18 protein-coding genes are annotated in these 22,288 nt (G+C 61.7%); 6 read left to right on the top strand and 12 right to left on the bottom strand.

What is annotated here, in order from left to right; all coding sequences use genetic code 11:
• The first annotated feature begins 113 nt into the window (after positions 1 to 113).
• Entirely contained in the window at positions 114 to 266 is a 153-nt protein-coding gene (locus tag PJE01S_RS25250; RefSeq protein ID WP_157090372.1) for a hypothetical protein, read from the top strand.
• Positions 267 to 586: 320 nt separating this feature from the next.
• Here PJE01S_RS25250 and PJE01S_RS16765 read toward each other — a convergent pair whose 3' ends face one another.
• Positions 587 to 835, bottom strand: a complete 249-nt coding sequence (locus tag PJE01S_RS16765) for a DUF3297 family protein (protein ID WP_068834786.1) — start codon at positions 833 to 835, stop codon at positions 587 to 589.
• 134 nt (positions 836 to 969) lie between these two features.
• The gene (locus tag PJE01S_RS16760) at positions 970 to 1,683 is read right to left on the bottom strand and encodes a YebC/PmpR family DNA-binding transcriptional regulator (protein ID WP_068834785.1); all 714 of its coding nucleotides are present in this window, start codon (positions 1,681 to 1,683) and stop codon (positions 970 to 972) included.
• A gap of 237 nt (positions 1,684 to 1,920) precedes the next feature.
• Between PJE01S_RS16760 and PJE01S_RS16755 the strand changes: the two genes are divergently transcribed.
• The gene (locus PJE01S_RS16755; RefSeq protein WP_068834856.1) at positions 1,921 to 2,883 is read left to right on the top strand and encodes an AEC family transporter; all 963 of its coding nucleotides are present in this window, start codon (positions 1,921 to 1,923) and stop codon (positions 2,881 to 2,883) included.
• A gap of 147 nt (positions 2,884 to 3,030) precedes the next feature.
• Here PJE01S_RS16755 and PJE01S_RS16750 read toward each other — a convergent pair whose 3' ends face one another.
• From PJE01S_RS16750 to PJE01S_RS16715, 7 genes are all read right to left on the bottom strand, one after another.
• Positions 3,031 to 3,351: a chaperone modulator CbpM gene (locus PJE01S_RS16750; protein WP_068834784.1), complete on the bottom strand. Its 321-nt coding sequence runs from the start codon at positions 3,349 to 3,351 to the stop codon at positions 3,031 to 3,033.
• Positions 3,348 to 4,331, bottom strand: coding sequence for a DnaJ C-terminal domain-containing protein (locus tag PJE01S_RS16745; protein WP_068834783.1), 984 nt, complete (start codon positions 4,329 to 4,331; stop codon positions 3,348 to 3,350). Before PJE01S_RS16745 ends, PJE01S_RS16750 begins: the two co-directional genes overlap by 4 nt.
• Before the next feature lie 214 nt (positions 4,332 to 4,545).
• Positions 4,546 to 5,046, bottom strand: coding sequence for a CreA family protein (locus PJE01S_RS16740; protein ID WP_068834782.1), 501 nt, complete (start codon positions 5,044 to 5,046; stop codon positions 4,546 to 4,548).
• 40 nt (positions 5,047 to 5,086) lie between these two features.
• Positions 5,087 to 5,269, bottom strand: coding sequence for a hypothetical protein (locus tag PJE01S_RS16735; RefSeq protein ID WP_068834781.1), 183 nt, complete (start codon positions 5,267 to 5,269; stop codon positions 5,087 to 5,089).
• Positions 5,270 to 5,947: 678 nt separating this feature from the next.
• The gene (locus PJE01S_RS16725; protein WP_068834780.1) at positions 5,948 to 7,423 is read right to left on the bottom strand and encodes an efflux transporter outer membrane subunit; all 1,476 of its coding nucleotides are present in this window, start codon (positions 7,421 to 7,423) and stop codon (positions 5,948 to 5,950) included.
• Positions 7,416 to 10,700: an efflux RND transporter permease subunit gene (locus PJE01S_RS16720; RefSeq protein ID WP_068834779.1), complete on the bottom strand. Its 3,285-nt coding sequence runs from the start codon at positions 10,698 to 10,700 to the stop codon at positions 7,416 to 7,418. The genes PJE01S_RS16725 and PJE01S_RS16720 overlap by 8 nt, the downstream gene beginning before the upstream one ends.
• 15 nt (positions 10,701 to 10,715) lie before the next feature.
• Positions 10,716 to 11,999: an efflux RND transporter periplasmic adaptor subunit gene (locus tag PJE01S_RS16715; protein WP_068834855.1), complete on the bottom strand. Its 1,284-nt coding sequence runs from the start codon at positions 11,997 to 11,999 to the stop codon at positions 10,716 to 10,718.
• Positions 12,000 to 12,604: 605 nt separating this feature from the next.
• Between PJE01S_RS16715 and PJE01S_RS16710 the strand changes: the two genes are divergently transcribed.
• Complete coding sequence (locus tag PJE01S_RS16710; RefSeq protein WP_068834778.1) at positions 12,605 to 14,029, top strand: coniferyl aldehyde dehydrogenase; 1,425 nt, start codon at positions 12,605 to 12,607, stop codon at positions 14,027 to 14,029.
• Between the two features lie 80 nt (positions 14,030 to 14,109).
• On the opposite strand, the gene PJE01S_RS16705 is transcribed toward PJE01S_RS16710, so the two are convergent.
• From PJE01S_RS16705 to PJE01S_RS16695, 3 genes are all read right to left on the bottom strand, one after another.
• Positions 14,110 to 14,403 (bottom strand): hypothetical protein, encoded by a 294-nt coding sequence (locus PJE01S_RS16705; RefSeq protein ID WP_218017528.1) that lies wholly within the window; start codon positions 14,401 to 14,403, stop codon positions 14,110 to 14,112.
• A 126-nt stretch (positions 14,404 to 14,529) separates the two neighbouring features.
• Complete coding sequence (locus tag PJE01S_RS16700; RefSeq protein WP_084389607.1) at positions 14,530 to 14,976, bottom strand: response regulator; 447 nt, start codon at positions 14,974 to 14,976, stop codon at positions 14,530 to 14,532.
• A 226-nt stretch (positions 14,977 to 15,202) separates the two neighbouring features.
• Positions 15,203 to 15,844 (bottom strand): response regulator, encoded by a 642-nt coding sequence (locus PJE01S_RS16695; RefSeq protein ID WP_068834776.1) that lies wholly within the window; start codon positions 15,842 to 15,844, stop codon positions 15,203 to 15,205.
• 190 nt (positions 15,845 to 16,034) lie between these two features.
• Here PJE01S_RS16695 and PJE01S_RS25575 point away from each other — a divergent pair, with 190 nt between their 5' ends.
• From PJE01S_RS25575 to PJE01S_RS16685, 3 genes are read left to right on the top strand one after another with little or no spacing between them, the layout of a single operon-like run.
• Entirely contained in the window at positions 16,035 to 16,358 is a 324-nt protein-coding gene (locus tag PJE01S_RS25575; RefSeq protein WP_169804392.1) for a hypothetical protein, read from the top strand.
• Entirely contained in the window at positions 16,315 to 21,141 is a 4,827-nt protein-coding gene (locus PJE01S_RS16690) for a HAMP domain-containing protein (RefSeq protein ID WP_245660820.1), read from the top strand. The genes PJE01S_RS25575 and PJE01S_RS16690 overlap by 44 nt, the downstream gene beginning before the upstream one ends.
• Positions 21,142 to 21,151: 10 nt before the next feature.
• Positions 21,152 to 22,288, top strand: a complete 1,137-nt coding sequence (locus PJE01S_RS16685) for an ATP-binding response regulator (protein ID WP_068834854.1) — start codon at positions 21,152 to 21,154, stop codon at positions 22,286 to 22,288.

The raw sequence follows: 22,288 nt of genomic DNA, 5'->3' as shown, positions 1-22,288 counted from the left end.
ACGCAGCTTGCTGCCGCGACCCTCACACTGGGCGCGCCGGCCTGGCAGCCTCTGTGCACCACCGGCCTTGCCCGATCCCAGCGATGTCTCCTTTGGGTCGTCAAGAGCCGGTCATGAACGACCGTTTACTGAAAATCAATTGGGTGGCCGGTAAGCCGACACCGACGATCGGTAGCAAACGCTGCAGTCCCGTCGTTCGAATCCCAATCATCAATGCCCGCAAAGGACGCGAAGCGGCCATCGGTGCCAATGGCACTGGCTATTGATAATCAAACATTGTCGATAGCGGTGATTGACACACAAAAAACTCTGACCCGGCAGCGCCGCATATGTGCAGGTTTTTTTTCCGCTCCTGATTTTCAAGAGGCAAGTTCCAGCAGGAAAAAGGCGCTTTCTGCTGAAGCGCATGAGTCCGGCCCATACCGGTCCGCTGCACGAGCCGCAGGTGTCCAAAGTTCAAGAGGGCTGTGCGCTGAGCGCCTCAGGCTGTGAAATTTGCTATCGACTTGATAGCCGTTTACGCCCGCACTTCATGGGTAACAGGCCTTTTTACTCAAAATTCTTCTGCCTAGCGGCAAGTCGTCACTTATTTGTAAAACGCTTCGACTTTGCCCTTCAACTTGATCAGCAGCGGCTGGCCCTTGCGATCCAGCGTCTTGCCTGCGGGCACCTTCACCCAGCCCTCGCTGATGCAGTACTCCTCGACATCCGAACGCTCCTTGTCATTCAAGCGAATGCCAATGTCGTGTTCGAACACGGCGGCGACGTGATGCGGACTGCGCGGGTCAACGGACAGATGGTCGGGCAGGGCAGGGCGTTGAGTGGTTTCGTTCATGGCTATCTTTTTTCAATTAACGCGAGTCGGTATCAAACAGGCTGCAATTTTCCCTGATCTGGCCCTGGCCTGGACTGGATCACCTGCGCAAACAGCTCATCTGGGCTGAATGTGAATGGAAGGATGCCGCCGTTTTAACCCGCCAGGCCCGCAAACACATTCTGCACATCGTCATTCGCATCGATGGCGGCGAGGAAGGCTTCGACTTCTTCCAGTTCCCCGGCGCTCAAGCTGGCAGGGTCGACGGGGTTCTTGGCCTTGTAGCCCAGTTTGGCGGACAAGACGCTGAAGCCCTGGGCCGGCAGCGCGCGGCTGACCAGGTCGAGATCGGCATGATCGGTCAGAAACAGCGTGGTGCCTTCTTCCTCGCCGGGCTCGAAGTCTTGCGCGCCGGCTTCAATGGCGGCCAGTTCGGGGTCGGCGCCGGCGGCCGTGGGCTCGGCTTCTATCATGCCGACATGGTCAAAGTCCCAGGACACCGAGCCCGAAGTGCCCAGATGCCCCTTGCGGAACAGCACGCGTATTTCAGAGGCGGTGCGGTTCAGGTTGTCGGTCAGGCATTCGACCATGACGGGCACGCGGTGCGGCGCGAAGCCTTCGTAAATCACGTGCTCAAAATGAACCGCCTCACCCGTGAGGCCGGCGCCTTTCTTGATGGCGCGCTCCAGGGTGTCCTTGGGCATGGAGACTTTGCGGGCCTGCTCCACGACCAGCCGCAGGCGCGCGTTGGAAGCGGGATCGGCGCCGTTGCGCGCCGCGACCATGATTTCCTTGGCCAGTTTGCCAAATAAGCGGCCCCTGGCATTGGCGGCCAGTTCCTTGCCTTTTGCTTTCCATTGCGCGCCCATGTCGGAGATTCCTTGGTGTTGTGGCGCTCAAAGGCGCCTGGCTGGTTCGGGGTGATGGGGGCTGCGCACGCTTTAAAAGCCACGGCGCAGGACCGAGGGGCTTTGTTTATACACCCAGACGATGGGCCTGAGCCCGGTGCAGGGAGCAGCGGGGGGTGACTGGCATAGACTATGCGCGGGTCGTGCGCGCTGCGCAAGGCCTGCCGCCACCCTCCGCCTCTGCCTCACGACTTCTTCATGCTCGACATTCTGGCCATCACCGGCCCCATCTACATCACCATTGCGCTCGGATTTCTGACCACCCGTCTTGGCCTGTTTGCCCGGACCGACATGCGCGTGTTCGGCAAGTTTGTCATCAACCTCGCACTGCCGGCACTGCTGTTCAACGCCCTGGCCCAGCGCCAGATTGGCGAAATCCTCAATGGCCGCTATCTGCTGGCCTATCTGGCCGGCTCGCTGGCGGCGCTTGGCCTGGGTTTCTTCTGGTGTCGCCGGCAGACGGGGCGCAGCCAGATCACCAGCACCTTTTATGCGATGGGCATGAGCTGCTCCAACAGCGGCTTTGTCGGCTACCCGATACTGCTGCTGACGATGGCTCCCGTGGCGGGGGTGGCGCTGGCGCTCAACATGATGGTGGAAAACCTTTTGATGATTCCGCTGCTGCTCGCCATGGCGGAGCGGGGGCGCGGTGACGCCGGGCGCTGGTACCGGGTGGTGGGGCAGTCGCTGGCGCGCTTGGCATCCAATCCCATGATCATCGGACTGCTTGCCGGGCTGGTGATCTCCCTGCTTGAATGGAAGCTGCCCGCGCCGGTGCTGCGAACCGTGAATCTGTTTGCCATGTCCAGCGGCGCGCTCTCGCTGTTTGTGATTGGCGGAACCCTGGTCGGACTTCCGATGCGAGGCATGGGCAAGGAGACTGCGCCCATTGCCATTGGCAAGCTGATGCTGCATCCGCTGGCCGTGCAGCTGGCATTGCTCGCGCTCCCCTGGCTGGGCTTGCCGGCCATGGAGCCTTCACTGCGCACGGCGGCGGTGCTGATGGCCGCCATGCCCATGATGGGCATTTACCCCATTCTGGCGCAGGCTTACGGGCAGGAGGACTTCAGTGCGGCGGCCTTGCTGGTCACGACCGTCGCCTCGTTTTTCACCCTCAGCGGCTTGCTGTGGCTCCTGAGGCATGGTTTGGCGTGGGCCTGACGCAGATTTCAATGAAAGCGCTTGATAGTCTCGACGCTGATTGGGTCATAAGCTATCAATAAGATAGCAAATGAATGCTTTGAAAGCATCGGGCCAGGCGCCATGGGTCCCGGCCTGCCGTGCCGCTTTACCGCGCTTTACCCCCCTTTATCCGCCCGTCAGCCTATGCAGTTGTGCGCGCAGCGTGTCCAGCTCGTCGAGCAACTCCAGTGCCAGGGCGGCGCCCGCCAGGTTCACGCCGAGGTCGTGTTGCAGGCGCAGCGCGACGCGTGCTCGCTGCATGTGGACGCCGGTGAAGTGCCATTGCTCGGGCTGGCTGCCTTCAGGCGTTAGCACGCCCTCGTTGACCAGTTCCACAATCATGTCGGTCTGCGCCGCGCAGGCGCGGCAGAGGTCGGCCAGGCTTAGCTCGGTCTGCTCTTCAAGAATGAGGCCGGTGATTTCCGTCAGCGTGAAGTTCGGTGTCATGGCTGGGCTCCCCGTCTGGCGCGTGGCTTGAAGGATTTGAACTGCCGGGCCATGCCTTCATAAAACGACCTGGCACTGTCGGTGTCGCCCGGGGGCAGCACAATCTGCAGCACAAAGTAGAAGTCGCCCGGCGTGCTGCCCGGCAGCCCGCGCCCCTTGAGTCGCAGCTTGCGCCCGGTGGCCGAGCCCGCCGGGATCTTGACTTCAACCGCGCCTTTAGGCGTGGGCGCCTCCACCTCGGCGCCCAGCGCGGCCTCCCAGGGCGCCACGGGCAGGTCCAGGTACACATCGTGTCGGTCTATGCGGTACAGCGGGTGCGGGTTGAAAGCCACCTCCAGGTACAGGTCGCCCGCGCCGCCTTTGCCGTGGCCGGGTCCCCCCTGGCCGGCCAGGCGAATGTGCTGGCCGGCGCGTATGCCCTTGGGGATGGTGAATGTGATCTGATGTTCGCGCGGCACCACATGCCCCTGGTCGTCCATCTCGGGCACGCGCAGGCTGAGGGTGCGTGTGGCGCCGTTGTAGGCGTCTTCCAGGTCGATCTGGATTTTGGCGTGCCGGTCTTCCCCCGGCGCGCTGAAGCTGGCCCGACGGCCGCCGCCTCGTCTTTCAGCGCCGGCAAAGCCCTGGCGGAACAGTGTTTCAAAGAAATCGCTGTAATCGCCGGCATCGTCGGTCCTGCCTGTGAACTGCCACTCGGCGCCTCGCCCGGCGTGCTCCGCGCCCGCGTTCCATCCCGGGGGCGGCCGGAAGTCCTGACCGGCCTGCCAGTTGGCGCCCAGCTGGTCGTAAGCGGCCCGCTTCTCTGGGTCTTTCAGGACTTCGTAGGCTTCGCCGATTTCCTTGAAGCGTGCCTCCGCGTTCTTTTCCTTGCTGACGTCGGGGTGGAATTTGCGCGACAGCTTGCGGTAGGCACGCTTGATGTCGTCCGCCGTCGCCTCGCGCGCCAGGCCCATGATCTTGTAGTAATCCTTGAACTCCATGGATGACCTTCAGAAGGAAGTGCAATTCAGGAGGAACGATAGCCGAAAACCCGCGCGCCGGGCGTAGGCCATTGGCTACTTCGCCCCCGGACATGGGGGGCAGGAATTTCGCGGGGGCGCTGCGGTTTTCTCTCCATGCCGGCATTTTTAATGCAACTCAGGCCGCTGGCCCGCATGTGAGTTGCGCAAGTAGCTACCTATTTAATAGCAAAAACTACTTCACCGGAATCACCGTGCCTGCGGGCACGGGAACGGCCGTCACGCTGTTTTGCGGGAAGCCTTCAATCACGCGGTCGGAGTAGGTCAGGTAGACCAGCGTGTTGCGTTTGGTGTCCACCATGCGCACGACGCGCAGCTTTTTGAAGACCAGGGAAATGCGTTCGCTGAACATCTCGTCCTGCTTGTCCAGCGGCTTGTCGAAGCTGATGATGCCGGTCTGGCGGCAGGCAATCGATGCCTCCGCCTTGTCCTCGGCCAGGCCCAGCGCGCCCTTGATGCCGCCGGTCTTGGCGCGCGATACATAGCAGGTCACGCCCTTGACCATGGGGTCGTCGTAGGCGTCAACCACGATCTTGTGGTCCGGGCCTATCCACTTGAACACGGTATCTACCGCGCCAATCTGTTCGCTGTTGGCCACGCCGCAGGCGCTCAGGAGCAGGGCTAGGGCCAGGCCGTATTGCCGGGGGCTGAATCGTTTAAGGGCATCTGTGGTCATTGGAAATCCTTGGGTTTGGCGGGTTATTACGAATGTAAAACTACGCCAGAGGCGAGGCTGCATCAAACACGGTATCGGGTGCAGTTGTGGCAGGCGTTTTTGCGGGTGCTGCCACTGGCTTGGCTTCTTGCTTGGCGAAGTACTGGCTCAGTTTGCCTTCTCTGTGCGCCTGCATGGCGGCAAAGCCTTCAATAAGTTCAGAAAACATGTCGCGTTGGCTCATGGTTTTTATCGTCGTCAATCTTCAATCGACGCTGATTATCGTTTGCGGCTCTGGTCTCACGTCTGGCCGCGCCAGCCATGCTCCTCACGCCGGACGCGGCCCTTGAAACGGGCTTCTATGGCGGCAGGGCAGGACGCGGGGCGGCAGCGAGTATTTCGGCCAGGGCGCGAACTTGCTCAGGCAACGCGCTCGGCCAGGGATGGTGTGTATCTGCTGTTGCCTTGGGCTGGCCCCGGGAGGGTGGATCAAGAGTCAGATCGGCCTGCAGCTCAATAGATACGAGAGCAAGCAGCTCCTGATTTTGTAGCGAATTGCGGTGTTTGCACCGGCTCAGTCTGCCGACAGCCTGCGCAGCTGCGCCCTCAGAGTTTGCATGCCGTCGAGCAATTCAAGCGCCGGGGCGCCTCAAAGTTCAACGAAGGTCTTGAAGCCGCCCCAGAACATGCGTTTGCCGTCAAAGGACAACTTCTTCGGGGCCATCATGCCGGTGATGCGCGGATCTTTCATCACCTTGGCGTTCACTTTGTCGCGGTGCTTGCGCGACGGCCTGGCAAAACTCTTCCCCTGACGCGCTGGCGGCGGGGCGGCATCGTTTTGAATTCAAGTTGGGCTAGAGGCCGATTTAATGCCTGAAACGTCAAATTGGCAGCCAGACTTCGTCCGCTTCGGCTCTACCAGCTAGCGCGCAGGGCTCCGCGTGGCTGTGGCAACCGTTACCGGCGCCGCCCAACCGCCGCCGAGCGCACGGTAGACGCTGACCAGCGCCGTCGCGGTGTCGGTCTGCGCCTGCACCAGCTGGTCACGGTTGGTCAGCACTTCGCGTTCGGCATCCAGCACCACCAGAAAATCAGTCACGCCCGCGTCGAAACGCAGCCGCGCCAGCTGCGCCGCTTCTTCGGCACTGGTGGCCGCTATCAGCAGGCGTTCGGCCCGCTGGGCATTGCGGGTGTAGCCGCTGAAAGCGCCCTCGGTTTCTTCCAGCGCCGTAGCCACGGTTTGCTCATAGCTGGCCAGACTGTTCTGCGCCCGTGCCTCACTGGCAGCGATGCGTGAACGGATCGCGCCAAAGTCGAAAGGCGTCCACGCCAGGCCGACGCCGAGGGAGTAGATGCGTGACTCGCTCTTGCCCAGGTTGCTGAACGTGGCGGCATTCAAGCCCAGCAGGCCCGACAGCGAAATGCGCGGGAACATTTCCGACTTGGCAACGCCGATGGTGGCGGTTGCCGCAGCCAGCTGGCGCTCGGCAGCGGCAATGTCGGGGCGGCGCTGCAGCCATTGCTCGGTGGTGCCGACGGGCAGGGCGGCCATATCCGTGATGGGCAGCGAAGGCAATGCGGCGGGCACCGAGAGTTCGCCCAGCAATGCGCGCGGCGATTGCGCGGTCAGGGTGGCAAGGCGAAACACCGTGCGCTCGACAGCGCTTTGAAGCGCCGGCAGCGACGCTTCGGTGCTTGCGACCAGCGCCCGGGCGCGTGACATGTCGAGTTGCGTGCCGCGTCCCGCGTCCAGCCGTGCACTGACGATGCGCAGCGCCTCGCGCTGGTTGACCAGCGCCGCCTCTGCGACCGTCTGGCGCTGCTGCAGCCCGCGCAGCGCCAGGTAGTTGCGCGCGACCTCGGCAGCCACCGCCGTGTGCGCCCCTTGCAGGCCTGCCGCGCTGGCGTCCACAGATGCCGCCGCCGCCTCGCTGCCACGCCGGTAGCGGCCGAAGAAGTCGAGCTCCCAGTTGGCAATGAAGCTGGCGTTGTAGCTGGTACCGGTCCGCTCGCTGCGCGACGCGCCGGGCTGCTGCGTGATGGGCCGAACCGACCGGGTTACGCCGCTCTCGATGCCCATGCCGGGCAGACCACCTGCGTCAGCCTCGCCCTGGTTGGCGCGCGCTTCCTGCAAACGCGCCTGGGCAATGCGGATGTCACCGTTGGCCGCCAGCGCGCGTTCAATCAAGGCGTTCAGGTGCGCGTCGTTGAAGCCGCGCCAGAAGGTGGCAATGTCGGCAGCAGGGGGCTGCGTGTTGCTCACGCTGGCGCCGGCATTGACAAAAGTGGCGTCGAGGGTGCTGGCAGGGCGCTGGTAGTTGGGGCCGACCGTGCAACCGGCAAGCGCTGCGACCAGTAGCGTGAAAACCGATGCGCAAGGTGCGCGACTTTTAAACATCGCCGTCTCCCTTGATCTGCCGGCTCGGTGCCTGGGCCGGCGGGGCGCCTCCGCCCGCCAGGCTCGATGGGCCGGCCCTTGACCGGAGTTTGTCCCGGAGGCTGCGCAGCAGCACGTAGAACACCGGCGTCAGAAAGATACCGAACAGCGTGACGCCGAGCATGCCCGAGAACACCGCGATGCCCATGGCGCGGCGCATTTCGCTGCCGGCACCGCTGCCCGCAATCAGCGGAATCACACCGGCGCAAAAAGCGATCGATGTCATCAAAATCGGCCGCAGCCGCAAGCGGCAGGCGTGAATCACTGCGTCCTTCAGTTTCTCGCCGTGCGCTTCAAGCTCTTTGGCGAACTCGACGATCAAAATCGCGTTCTTGCACGCCAGCCCCACCAGCACCACCAGCGCGACCTGCGTAAAAATATTCAGGTCTCCGGGTTGCGAAAACGGCGGAAAGCTCGACAGCCACACGCCGAACAGCGCCGACAAAATACCCATCGGCACAATCATCACGATCACCATCGGCAGGCTCCAGCTTTCGTACTGCGCGGCCAAAACGAGGATCACCAGCAGGACCGAAATAGCCAGCACCGCCGCCAGGATGGGAATCTTGATCTGTGTGCCGGGCAGTGTGAAGTCACGCGTCAGCCGGTCCTGGTACGAAAGCTCCGTCCACTCATAGGCAATGCCGCGCGGTATGGTTTTCCTGAGCAGGGTTTCGATCTCGGTCTCGGCCTGGCCCGACGAAAACCCGGGGCTGGGCGCGCCGTTGATATCGGCCGACGGAAAGCCGTTGTAGCGCGTCACCCGCGTCGGGCCAAAGGTTGGCTCGACCGTCATCAGGGCGCCGAGCGGCACCATCTCGCCGGCCGCATTGCGCGTTTTTAGCGACGTGATGGCCTGCGCATCGGCGCGGAACGGTGCATCGGCCTGCACGATCACCTGGTAGGTCTTGCCGAACTTGCTGAAGTCGTTGACGTAGAGCGAACCGAGGTTGACCTGCATCGTGTCGTAGATGTCGGCGAGATTCACACCCATCTGCTTGGCGCGCGTGCGGTCCACGTTGGCATACAGCTGCGGCACGTTGATGTCGTAGGTCGAATACGGCGTGCCGATCGACGACTTCGGGTTGCCGTAGATCTGGCCCAACGTGCCCCACACCGCACCATACAGCGCCTGCTCGCCCGCGCCGCTGCGGTCCTGCACCTGCAGCTTGAAGCCGCCCGCGTTGCCGAGGCCGTCCACGCCAGGCGGCGGCACCACGAACATGCGTGCGCCCTGGATTTGCTGGATCGCGCCGTTGACCTGGCCGAGAATGCCGTTTTTGCTGAGCTCGGGCGTTGTGCGCTCCTCAAAAGGCTTGAGGCCGAAAAACACGATGCCTTCGTTCGGTGCCGCCGAAAACCCCGCGATCGACAGCCCCGGAAAGGCCACCGAATCAACAATGCCCGGCACCTTGAGCGCGACGGCGCTCATCTGGCGGATCACGGCTTCGGTGCGGTCGAGCGTGGCGCCTGCCGGCAGCTGGGCAATACCGATCAGGTACTGCTTGTCGGGCGCCGGCACAAAGCCGGAGGGCACGCGCGTGAAAATGAGCCCCGTCAGCCCAAGCAGCACGACATAGACCACCATCGCAATTGATTTGCGCCCGACGATGCCCGTCACACCGCGGCTATAGCGGTCGCTGGAGCGGTGAAAGAAGCCGTCGAACCAGTGGAAGAAGCCGCCAAAAACCCGTTCGATACCCCGCGTGAGTGCGTCTTTGGGTGCGTCATGGCCGTGTAGCAAGAGGGCGCTGAGTGCCGGGCTCAGCGTCAGCGAGTTGAAGGCCGAGATCACCGTGCTGATGGCAATCGTCACCGCAAACTGTTTGTAGAACTGGCCCGACAGGCCCGGCACAAAGGCCAGCGGTACAAAAACGGCGCACAGGGTCAGCGCAATTGCGATGATGGGCTCGGAAACCTCGCGCATGGCCTTGACGGTCGCGTCATACGGATTCAGGCCGCTTTCGATGTTGCGCTCGACGTTTTCGACCACCACGATGGCGTCGTCGACCACAATGCCGATCGCCAGCACCAGGCCGAACAGCGTGAGTGTGTTGATCGAATAGCCCAGCAGCAGCAGGAACGCGAAGGTGCCGACAATCGACACCGGCACCGCCAGCAGCGGAATGATGGACGCGCGCCAGGTCTGCAAAAAAACAATCACGACCAGCGCCACCAGCAGCACCGCCTCAAACAGCGTGACCACGACCTTTTCAATGGAGGTTTGCACAAAGCGCGTCGGGTCATACACGATGCTGTAACTCATACCGGCAGGAAAGCTGGGCTGAAGTCTTTTCATCGTCTCACGCACGGTATTCGACAGCGCCAGCGCATTGGAGCCCGGTGCCTGGAACACCGCAATGGCGGCAGCCTCCTTGTTGTTGAGCAGGCTGCGCAGCGAATAGGTGCTGGCCGCCAGCTCGACGCGGCCCAGGTCACGCACACGAATCATGCTCCCGGTGGCTGGCTCTGTGCGCACGATGATGTCGGCGAACTGCTCTTCGCTGGTCAGCCGGCCCTGCGTGTTGACCGACAACTGGAAAGCGGTGGCTTTGGGCGCTGGCGACGCCCCAACGGTGCCTGCAGCCACCTGGGCGTTCTGCTCGCGAATCGCCGCAATCACTTCACTGCTGGTGATGCTGCGCGCGGCCAGTTTGGAAGGATCGAGCCAGATGCGCATCGCGTAGTCGCCCGCGCCGAACATGATGACCGAACCGGCGCCGGGTATGCGCAGCAATTCGTCGCGCACATTGAGCTGTCCGTAGTTGCGCAGATACAGCGCATCGCGGCTGTTGTCGGGGCTCACCAGGTGCACCACCATGGTCAGGTTGGGGCTCGATTTTTCGGTGGTTATGCCGATCTGCCGCACGATGTCGGGCAAGCGTGGCAGCGCGCGGTTGATGCGGTTTTGCACCGCCGTCTCGGCCACCTCGGGGTTGGTGCCGATCTTGAAAGTGACGGTGACCGTCAGGCTGCCATCGGCGGTGGCCTGCGAGTCGAAATACAGCAGGTTTTCAACGCCGTTGATCTGCTCTTCGAGCGGCGTGGCTACAGTTTCGGAGATCACGCGCGGGTTGGCGCCCGGGAACTGCGCCCGCACCACGATCTGCGGCGGCGCGACCTCGGGGTACTCGGAAATCGGCAACCTGAAGATTGCCAGCAGGCCGACCAGAAAAATGAAAATCGACAGCACACCGGCAAAGCGCGGCCGGTCGATAAAGAAGCGGGCGATATCCATAACGTGCTCCGGCGATCAGGTGGCTGCGTGCGGTGACGAAAGCACATCGGCAGCGGCTTTCTTCTCGCCGGGCTTCTTGTCACCCGCAGCCGGAGGTGCACCAGGCGCGCCCTGCTGCGGTGGCGGGAAAATCGGCAAACCCTGATCAGTGACCTTGAGCACCTGGGGCGCCACCGGCATGCCGGGAATCACGCGCTGCAGGCCGTCGACGATCACGTTGTCGCCGGGCTTGACGCTGCCGCCGGTCACCACGCGCATGCCATCGAACAGCGCGCCGAGCTTGATCTCCCTGAACTGCGGCAGGCCGTCCGCGCCCACCACATAGACAAACTTTTTGGTCTGGTCGGTGCCGATGGCGCTTTCCGGCACCATGACGGTGGTGTAGGGCATGCTGGTGCTCATCATCAGTTTGGCCGCCAGGCCCGGTGTGAATTGGCCCTTGCTGTTGTCGAACGCGGCCCGCATGCGCACAGCGCCGGTTTGCGGATTGAGCCGGTTGTCGACGAAATCAACCTTACCCTCGTGCGGAAAGCCGGTCTCGTTGGCCAGCCCCATGCGCACGGCGGGCGCGCGTTCGTTGCTGCCTTTCACGCGCAGAAAGGTTTGCTCGCTGCCGTCGAAGTAGGCATATACCTTGGTCACACCGGCAATCGAGGTCAGCACCACCTGCTCATTGACGAGGTTGCCGGCGGTCACGTTCGCACGCGATGCACGGCCCGCAATCGGCGCACGCACCGAGGCGAACTCGAGGTTCAGCCGCGCTACCCGAAGTGCCGCCTCGGCCGATTTGATGTCGGCGTCCGACGTGCGCGAGCCGGCGCTCAACTGGTCGAATTCCTGCCGTGACACGGCTTTGGAATCGAGCAGTTTTTGCGCGCGTGTGACCTCGGTGTTGGCGAGGTCAGCGCGTGCGCGGGCCGCCACGAGTTGCGACTGCGCGCGCGCCACTTCGGCTGCAAACGGCCGCGGGTCTATGGTGAACAGCAGTTGATCCTTGCTGACCATGGCGCCGTCGGTGAAGTGAACCTTGTCGACCGTGCCGGCCACGCGCGGGCGCAGTTCCACGAACTCGGTGGCTTCCAGTCGGCCGCTGAATTCCTCGCTGTCTGACACGGTGCGCTGCACGGCCGGTGCCACGCTCACCGGTGCGGCCGGCGGTGGGCCCCCCTGCGCATCGGCCCCTTTACCGCAGGCGGTCAGCCAGGCCGTTGACAACAGCAGGACCACCGGCAGGATCGCCAAGCGGAGCGCCCGGGGCGTGCGTGACCTTGCAGCCCATAGAGAAAGTCTTTCAGTCATGTTTGGTTCCAGTGCGATGAAAAAAATGCAGTGAAAAAATACGGTGAAGGAAGCCAACAACTTCTCACAGGCCGCTTCGCGGGCGGTGGTTTTCGGGTGAACCGATTCGGGCGGTACGACCGACAGGTTTGCGCAGGGGAATCCGCGGGCCATCGCAGCCGGAAATTGAGCGCCGTCTGCGCGGGACGGCGTTATCCAGGCGGGCGAGTCTTCTTTAAAGGTTACCCATCGGGGAAACCCATTTTTCTACTCCCTATCTGTGACCTTGTCACGAACAGTTTTATTTTTTTGTCTGTCTTGCGTACGGCATTCGACCTGCCGGCGCCAGGTGAAGTGGGCGAAAAGGTCCATCCGGTGGTCTCTTCTTGCTATTTATTTAGTAGCTACCTGCGCAATTAGTAGCTGGGCTACAGGTCTAGTCGATGCATGAATATCAAAAAACTCACGAACTTTCGACCTACAGCTCAACCATGGTTTTGAAGCCGCCCCAGATCATGCGCATCGCTTCAAAGGGTATATTCTTCCGGTCCATCGAGGCGGGGCGAAGTCGGGGCAGTGGAGCGGTTTCCCTAGGGAACGGCGGCACGCGCCCCTATCATCCCCGCATGACCCTCACCACCCATTCGACCACGCTTCGTTCCCTGTTCGATGCCCAGTACTGGGCCAGCCGGGCGCAGATCGAGGTCCCGCTGGCGGTGCGCCGCGACCGGCTGCTGCGCATCAAGGCCTTGCTGGACGGAAACGGCAGCGCGCTGGCGCAGGCGGTCAATGCCGATTTCGGCGTGCGTTCTGCGCAGCTGACCGAGATTGCCGACCTGTTTGTGCTGCGCACGCTGCTGGCCAGCACGTTGAAAAACCTGCCCAAATGGATGAAGCCGAAAAAGGTCGGAACGCCGCTGTATTTGCAGCCTTCCCATGCCTATTTGCTGCGTCAGCCGCTGGGTGTGGTGGGCGTGATTTCGCCCTGGAACTACCCGGTGCAGCTGTCGCTGGGCCCCGTCATCACGGCCCTGGCCGCCGGCAACCGCGTGATGCTCAAGCCCAGCGAGCTGACGCCGCACACCTCGGCCCTGCTGGCTGACTTGATTGGCCAGGTGTTTGCGCCCGATGAGTTGTGCGTGGTGCAGGGCGACGGAGGGTTCGCTGCCGAATTTGCCGGCCTGCCGTTTGACCACCTGTTTTTTACCGGCTCCACCGCCGTGGGGCGCAAAGTCGCCGAAGCCGCCGCCGCCAACCTGACGCCGACCACGCTGGAGCTGGGCGGCAAGTCGCCGTGCATCATCGACGCGTCGTGTGACCTGGACAGCGCAGCCCTGAAGATCGCCCACGGCAAGCTGCTCAACGCCGGGCAGACCTGCATTGCACCTGACTATGTGCTGCTGCCCAAGGGCCAGGAGGCCGCGTTCGGCGAGGCTTTTGCGCGGGCGGTGGCCCAACTGTTCCCCACCCTTGAAGGTAACCCCGACTACGCCGCCATCATCAGCCCGCGCCATCATGAGCGGTTGCAGGCGCTGCTGGCGCAAGCGGAGGGTGAGGGCGCCCGTTTGCAGGCGGTGGGCACGGGCGCAAGGGCGGCTGTGGGCATGTCAAGGCAAATGGCCCCGGTGCTGGTGTTCGGCGCGCCCGCCAGCTCCAAACTGCTCAGCGAAGAAATCTTTGGCCCCATCCTGCCGGTCATCCCCTACGACACGCCGGACCAGGCGATTGGCTACATCAACGCCAGGCCACGGCCGCTGGCGCTGTACTGGTTTGGCACCGACACCGTCGCGCGCGACCAGGTGCTGGCGCGTACCGTGAGCGGCGGCGTGACCGTGAACGACACGCTGATGCACATTGCCCACGAAAACCTGCCCTTTGGCGGCGTGGGTGAGAGCGGCTGGGGCTCCTACCATGGCGAAGCGGGCTTTTTACGCCTGACGCAGCAAAAGCCGGTGCTGGTGCAGTCCAGGTGGGCGCGCGGGGATTTGTTTTATCCGCCTTATGGCAAACGCTTTGATCAGATCATGGGGTTGCTGAAACGGCTGATCTAGTGCGATGTTGCGTGCCTGGACTTTCAGTCTCCATGGATACGGCCACAGGAAGTCTCAGCCCGCTGCCTATTTGACGACAGTCATCGCTTTCCCTTCATGGTGACGGCAGACAGATAAGCGCCCCAAAGAACGCCGCCCAGGGCAAACACCTGGTCCAGGTCGAAAGTGCTTTGATCGACCAGCACCCTTGAGCTTTCGGAATAAAGGAACAGGGCGCCCACGACCAGCGCAAGCTGATAGGTGATCCGGGTTCTGGTCCGGCGCAGTAGCAACACCTTTTTCAGACCCTCTGCTTTCCATTCTTGACGTGGTATGCGCTGGACCTCTTCCAGCAGCACCAGACTCCACAGCAACGCGCACAGCCAATAGCCCATCATTTGTTCTCCAGTTTGAACATTGATTCAACATGAATGCAGCGCTTACTCCGCGCCCAACTTACAAGCATCGATTTCCAGTGTCTTCCTTGACGCATGCAATTTTTTTATGCGTGATGATCGGGGTCAGTATGAAAAACTTGCGGACGATCCGAACCCAGCCAGGCGCTCCAACATGCCGCGCATGGCGGCAAGCTCATGACTCTTGTCGTAGAAAGCATGGGCTCCGGCTTCGGTGAAGTACTTCCTGTGTGTCGCATCGGCACAATTGCTGACCACGACCACTTTTGTCATCGGGCATTCAGCCGTGACCACGCGCAATACCTCCATGCCGTTACCGTCGTTGAGGTTGATGTCCAGCAAGACGACATGGGGTGGCTTGCGCCGGATGGCGGCGATGGCGGTCGATGCGCGGTTGAATTCCCCGCTCAGTGACAGGCCGGCGATCCTGGCAACCACCGTGCGCCAGAGCGCCCGCACGACGTCCGAATCTTCAACGATAAACAAGCGCTTGGGGTGCGCATTCCTGGCGGGCATCGGTGCCGGCAATGACTCTGTGTTGGTGACCTGCATGGGTTGACCTCTCCATTTTGAAATTACCGTGCAAGACGCCGATGAAAACAACTCCATTCAGCGGACGAAGTCTTGCAGTGAGGTCAGTATGCTTGGGTTGAGCGGGCACGGCTATCGTTGTTAGACGGACTCCTGTGTGGAGTTACCCGCCAAGAGCTTGTAGGGGTTCAACTACAAGCAAGCTGGATCGCCCGCGTCAAATGATTGGGCGCGCCAAGAACTTGTTCTAGGTCACCAGACCATTTTCGAACGCATAGCGGGCCAGTTTCGCGTTACTGTCCATCCCGGTTTTTTCCAGGATGCGCGCCCGGTAAGTCGTGACGGTACTCGGGCTCAGATGCAGTTTCTCGGCGATGCGGACCAATCGCTCGCCTGCAGCGAGGAGCTTCAAGACTTCAAGTTCCCGGTCCGATAGCGCTTCATGGGGCGCAGCGTCGCCCCTGCCGATAGCGTTGACAAGTTTTTCTGCCAGCTCGGGACTGATGTGCTTGCCGCCTACGGCTGCCCTGCGAACGGCCACAACCAGGGTGCTTGCCGGGATATCCTTGGTGAGGTATCCCGCGGCGCCGAGCTTGATGGCGCGCAATGCATAGGCCTCTACCGAATGCATGCTTAACATCAGAACGGCGAGCTTGGGCTTTTCCGTATGCACCAGCTTGAGAAGCTGCAGACCCGTTTTATCGGGCAAGCCGATATCTATCAGCGCCACGTCGAAATCTTTTTCCCGGACAAGGCACATGGCGTCCTGTGCCGTCTCTGCTTCGCCCGTCACGTCGATGTCGTTCACAGTTTCCAGCATGCGTCGCACGCCGTTACGCACGATGCTGTGGTCATCCACCAGCAAGACTCTGATTTTGTTGTCAATCATCTGTAGTTTCCATTCGCATCCGTCAGGCCCTGGCGGTACCGTGTCTCGATGCACCGATGATCTTGAATTCGCCCGCGCACGTGCATTTTTTACGATACCCCAGCGGCCAATGGCCGGCAAGCCATGAAGTCCGGCGCAGACTTCATGGCTTGCAGGCACTTACAAAACTTGCACTTTGCCTCAGGCAGTCATGCTCGTTCTCCTGGAGCATGAGGCATACCGACAGTCTTGCTTGTATTTTGCAGATCAACGCGATATTTTTTGCAAAACAAAATACTGGAGGGCCGGCTCCGGCAGCAACGGCAATCCTGGCGCCTATGCCGTGTGCGCATTCAATCCGGGGCACTCCATCTTCCGACGTTTAACCTTCCTGGTGGCGTTGTGCGACCAGGGGTATCGACTGGTGCGTGGCATCAAATTTGACGGGGCAGAACATGATCACAGCGACCACACCGATCGAAGTTTTGGACATGAAGACCTTGCTGGCAACGTTGAAGGCGTTTCGCAAGGGTGACTTCAGCACGCGCATGCCGGAAGACTGGACCGGCATGCCGGGCAAGATCGCCGAAACGCTCAATGAGATCATCGACATGGCGGCCGACACCACCACCGAATTCGAACGCGTGGCGCGGCTGGTCGGCCAGCAGGGCAAGGTCAATGAGCGCATCGAATTGCCGATGATGAAAGGTTCATGGCAAAAGATCGTCAACTCGAGCAATGGGCTCGCCAACGACCTCATCAGCCCGATGAACGAGATGATTCGCGTCATCGGCTCGGTGGCCGAGGGTGATCTGGGCCAGCAGGTTCCGATGGAACTCGACGGCCTCAAACTCAGGGGCCAGTTCCTCAAGTCGGCCGAGATCGTGAACACCATGGTGGCGCGGCTGGGCTCCTTCGCTTCCGAGGTGACCCGGGTGGCGCGCGAAGTCGGCACGGAAGGGATTCTCGGCGGTCAGGCCAATGTCAAAGGCGTGTCCGGCACCTGGAAAGACCTGACCGACTCCGTCAACGGCATGGCCGCCAACCTGACCACCCAGATGCGCAACATCGCCTACGTGACGACCGCGGTGGCCAAGGGCGACCTGGGCAAGACGATTACCGTCGAAGCCAAAGGCGAGATTCTCGAGTTGAAAAACACGATCAACACCATGGTCGGCCAGCTGTCGAGCTTCGCCGCAGAGGTGACACGCGTGGCGTTGGAAGTGGGTACCGCAGGCAAGCTGGGCGGCCAGGCGGAAGTGCGCGGCGTATCGGGTACCTGGCGCGACCTGACCGAATCCGTCAACGGCATGGCCGCCAACCTGACCACCCAGGTGCGCAACATCGCGCAGGTCACGACGGCGGTGGCGCGCGGCGACCTCGGCAAGAAAATCACGGTGGAAGCCAAAGGCGAGATTCTCGAGTTGAAAAACACGATCAACACCATGGTCGACCAGCTCTCCAGCTTCGCCGCAGAGGTGACACGCGTGGCGCTGGAAGTGGGTACCGAAGGCAAGCTGGGCGGGCAGGCCGAAGTGACCGGCGTGTCCGGCACCTGGAAGGACCTGACCCATTCCGTCAACGGCATGGCGGCCAACCTGACCACCCAGGTGCGCAACATCGCCGACGTGACGACGGCGGTGGCCAACGGCGATTTGTCGCGCAAGATCACGGCCGAGGCGAAAGGCGAAATTCTGCAACTCAAGGAGACCATCAACACCATGGTGGACCAGCTCTCGACCTTCGCCGACGAAGTGACGCGGGTGGCCCGCGAGGTGGGGACTGACGGCAAGCTCGGCGGCCAGGCCAAGGTGACGGGCGTCGGCGGCACCTGGAAAGATTTGACCGACTCGGTCAACAGCATGGCCGCCAACCTGACCAATCAGGTTCGCAACATCGCCGACGTGACGACGGCGGTGGCCAAAGGCGACCTGGGGCGAAAAATCACCGTGGAAGCCAAGGGCGAAATCGTGGAACTGAAGAACACCATCAACATCATGGTGGACCAGCTCAACAGCTTCGCCGCCGAGGTGACGCGGGTGGCGCGCGAAGTCGGCACCGAAGGCAAGCTCGGGGGGCAGGCACAGGTACAGGGCGTGTCCGGCACCTGGAAGGATTTGACCCAAAGCGTGAACTTCATGGCGGCCAACCTGACCAGCCAGGTGCGCGGCATCGCGAAAGTGGTGACCGCGGTGGCGAACGGCGACATGAAGAAAAAACTGACACTGGAAGCCAAGGGCGAGATCGCCGAGCTGGCCGACACCATCAACAGCATGACCGATACCCTGGCGCTGTTCTCCGACCAGGTGACCTCGGTGGCGCGTGAAGTGGGGGTCGAAGGCAAGCTGGGCGGCCAGGCCCACGTGCCGGGTGCTGCCGGAACCTGGCGCGATCTGACCGATAACGTGAACGGGCTGGCGGCCAACCTGACCAACCAGGTGCGCGCGATTGCCGACGTGGCGACTGCCGTGACCAAGGGTGACCTGACGCGTCACGTGCAGGTGGAGGCCAAGGGTGAAGTGGCGGAGCTGAAGGACAACGTCAACGAAATGATCCGCAACCTGCGCGAAACAACATGGCAAAACGCGGAACAGGATTGGCTCAAGACCAACCTCGCGAAATTCACCCGCCTGCTGCAGGGGCAGCGCGATCTGGCCGCTGTCTCCAAGATGGTGCTGTCCGAACTGGCGCCGCTGATCAACGCCCAGCACGGTGTGTTCTACATGATGAACGAGAGCCCGCCCGAGCCGCCTAAGCTCAAACTGCTGTCGGCTTATGCGTACAAGGAAAACATCAATGTGAACGATGAATGGCGGATAGGTGAGGGCCTGGTCGGGCAGTGCGCTTACGAGAAGCGGCGCATCCTGCTGACCGATGTACCCAGCCATTACGTCGCGATTTCGTCGGGACTGGGTGCGGCCGCGCCGCGCAATATCATCGTGCTGCCCATCCTGTTCGAGAACCAGGTCAAGGCCGTCGTCGAAATGGCTTCGTTCACGCTGTACAGCGCCATTCATCAAACCTTTCTTGACCAGTTGGCCGAATCGATTGGCATCGTGCTCAACACGATCGAAGCCAATATGCGTACCGAAGAACTGCTCAAGCAGTCGCAATCGCTGGCGCAGGAGCTGCAAAGCCAGCAGGAAGAACTGAGGCAGACCAACGAGGAACTGGAAGACAAGGCCAGGCTGCTGGAGGAGCAAAAGGCCGAAGTCGAGCGCAAGAACCGCGAAGTCGAAATCACCAAGCTGTCGCTGGAGGAAAAGGCGGAGCAGCTGACGCTGACCTCAAAGTACAAGTCCGAGTTCCTCTCCAGCATGTCGCATGAGCTCAGAACACCCTTGAACAGCCTGCTGATCCTGGCCCAGCAGCTCAGCGACAACAAGGAAAGCAATCTCACGCCCAAGCAGGTCGAATATGCGAAGACCATCCGGGGCGCCGGCAAGGACCTGCTGGAGCTGATCGACGAGATTCTCTACCTGTCCAAGATCGAATCGGGTACGGTCACGCTGGACTTGAACGAAGCGTCGTTTGCCGACCTGCACGACCAGATCGAACGCACCTTCCGGCCTGTCGCCGAAAGCCGGGCCCTCGGCTTCACGGTTGAACTTGAACCGACCTTGCCACCCGCCCTCTGGACCGACGAGAAGCGCCTGCTGCAGGTGGTCAAGAACCTGCTGTCCAACGCCTTCAAATTCACCGAGAAAGGTGGCGTCAAGATCAGCATCACGCCCGTTGTGTCCGGCTGGGGCGTGAATCACCGCAGCCTGAATCACGCCGATGCGGTGGTGGCCTTTGTGGTCACCGATACCGGCATTGGCGTGTCTGCCGGCAAGCAAAAACTCATCTTCGAGGCGTTCCAGCAGGCAGACACCGGAACCTCGCGCAAATATGGCGGCACCGGCCTTGGCCTGTCGATCAGCCGCGAGCTGGCACACCGGCTGGGCGGTGAGCTGCGGCTGATCTCCAGCGAGATCGGCAAGGGCAGTACCTTTGCATTGTTCATGCCCTTGCGCACAGACGATGCCAACCCTCAGGCGGCAGACGAAATGCCGATAGAGGCCGAACCTGGTCAAGCCGGGGGCGAGCTCCTGCCGGCCCCGCCGGCACAGATACTGGACGACCGCGAGTCCATCCAGCCCGGCGACCAGGTGCTGCTGATGCTGGAGGGCGACGCCGGATTCGCCAGCATTCTGCTCACGGCTGCGCGCCAGAAGGGCTTCAGGGGCATCGTCACAACCCGTGGGGCGGATGCACTGGAGCTGGTCGAGCGCTTCAAACCCGCCGCGATCACCCTGGACCTGGGCCTGGCGGACATCGATGGATGGTCGGTACTCGAGCAGTTCAAGTGCAATTTCGCCACACGTCACATCCCGGTCCAGATCATCTCGGCCGATGACGACCGCACGCGCGGGCTGCGCCATGGCGCCTTCGACTATCTGGCCAAGCCGGCAACGGCCGACGAGATTCAGGATGCGCTGGCTGGCATCGTGGAATTCGCGCAGCGCAAGACCAGGAACCTGCTGGTCATCGAGGGCGACGAAGGCTACCGCGCCCGCATCCTCGATCTGGTCGGCAACGGCGACGTGCAGATCGGAAAAGCCGGTAGCGGCGCTGAAGCCCTGAAGATGCTCGGCAAGAAACACTACGACTGCGTGGTGCTCAACCTCAAACTGCCCGACACATCCGGTATCCATTTTCTTGAGGCGCTGCAGAAAAACGACTCGACACGTGAGCTGCCCGTCGTTGTCTATGGCGCAGAGACGCTGACGAGACCAGAACAGCAACGCTTCAGGGAACTGGTCGGCAAGAGCGTCATCAAGGAAGTGCAGTCCCCCGAACGCATATTCGACGAAACGGCGCTGTTTTTGCACCGCGCTGTCTTCGAGCTGCCGCAGACCCAGCGCCGGATGCTCGAACAACTCTACGAGGATCCGGACAGCCTTGAGGGCAAGAAGGCGCTGGTGGTTGACGATGACGTGCGCAACATTTTTGCGCTGGCCAGCGTGCTTGAGGGCAACAAAATGCGCGTGACCTCTGCCGAGAACGGCCGAACCGCGATCGAACTGCTGCAGCAGCAGCCGGATATCAACATCGTGTTGATGGACATCATGATGCCCAAGATGGATGGCTTTGAAACCATGCGCCAGATACGCAAAATCAAAACGTTTGAGACCCTGCCCATGATTGCGCTGACGGCCAAGGCGATGAAAGGTGACCGTGAGAAGTGCATCGAGGCAGGCGCATCGGACTATGTCAGCAAGCCGGTGGATACCGACCAGCTGCTGTCGCTGATGCGCAAATGGCTGTACCGTTGAATGTATGACCATGCAGCAGCAGGAAACCCCGCTCTTCAAAAAAGGAACCCAGCCACGGCGCCTGGTCGCACCCGATGGCGTGCCGGCATCCGTGCTGCTGGTGGATGACAACCCGGCCAAGCTTGCGGCGCTCGCCGCTGTGATCGCCGACATGGGCCTAGAGGTCACCACGGCAACTTCCGGGCGCGAGGCGCTGCGCCTGCTGTTGCAGCGCGACTTCGCCGTGATTCTGCTCGATGTGAAAATGCCGGTGATGGACGGCTTTGAAACCGCGACGCTGATCCACGGCCGTCCCAAGTCGGCGCACACGCCCATCATCTTCGTCACCGCTGAGGCGGGCAAGGACTCCGAGCGTTTCCGCGGTTACACGTCCGGCGCGGTGGACTACATCCTCTCCCCGATCGTGACCGAGGTTCTTTGCGCCAAGATACGGGTGTTTGTCGACCTGTTCTACCTGCAGCGCCAACTGGCGATGCAGACCGAGGAATTGCAGCAATCGAAACTGCTGCTGCGCCAGCTGGCCTCATACCAGGAGCACATCAAGGAAGAAGAACGCAAGCGGATCGCGCGCGACATCCATGATGAGCTGGGACAGAGTCTGCTGGCCTTGCGAATCGATGTCTCCATGCTGCATGCACGCACCCGCGCCATGCACCCCAGGCTCAACGAAAAGGCGGGCGAGGCGCTGAATCACATTGATACGGCCATCAGAAGTGTGCGCGCCATCATCAACGATCTTCGGCCGCCCGTGCTCGATCTGGGCCTGCAGGCCGCGATCGAGTGGCAGCTTGAAGAATTCCGCCAGCGCAGCGGGATCGATTGCACGATGCAGGCGAAAGACGCGGATGCCCATTGTGATCTGGATGAAAAACGCGCCACCACGCTGTTTCGCATCGCGCAGGAATCGCTGTCAAATATCACCCGGCATGCGCAAGCGACGCAGGTGCATGTCGAACTCTACAGGGAGGGGCGCCGGCTGTACCTGCGAATCAAGGACAACGGCGTGGGCATGGCGGATCAGAAGAAACTGAACTCGTTCGGGCTGGTGGGAATGAAGGAGCGCGTCAGCATGCTGGGAGGCGAACTCAAGATCGACAGCGCACCGGGCAAGGGCACGGTATTGACGATAGCGATGCCACTCGATTGA

It is taken from the genome of Polaromonas jejuensis NBRC 106434 (assembly GCF_001598235.1).
In the GTDB taxonomy this organism is placed as follows: Bacteria; Pseudomonadota; Gammaproteobacteria; order Burkholderiales; family Burkholderiaceae_C; genus Polaromonas; species Polaromonas jejuensis.
This window is presented reverse-complemented; position numbering and strand designations above follow the sequence as displayed.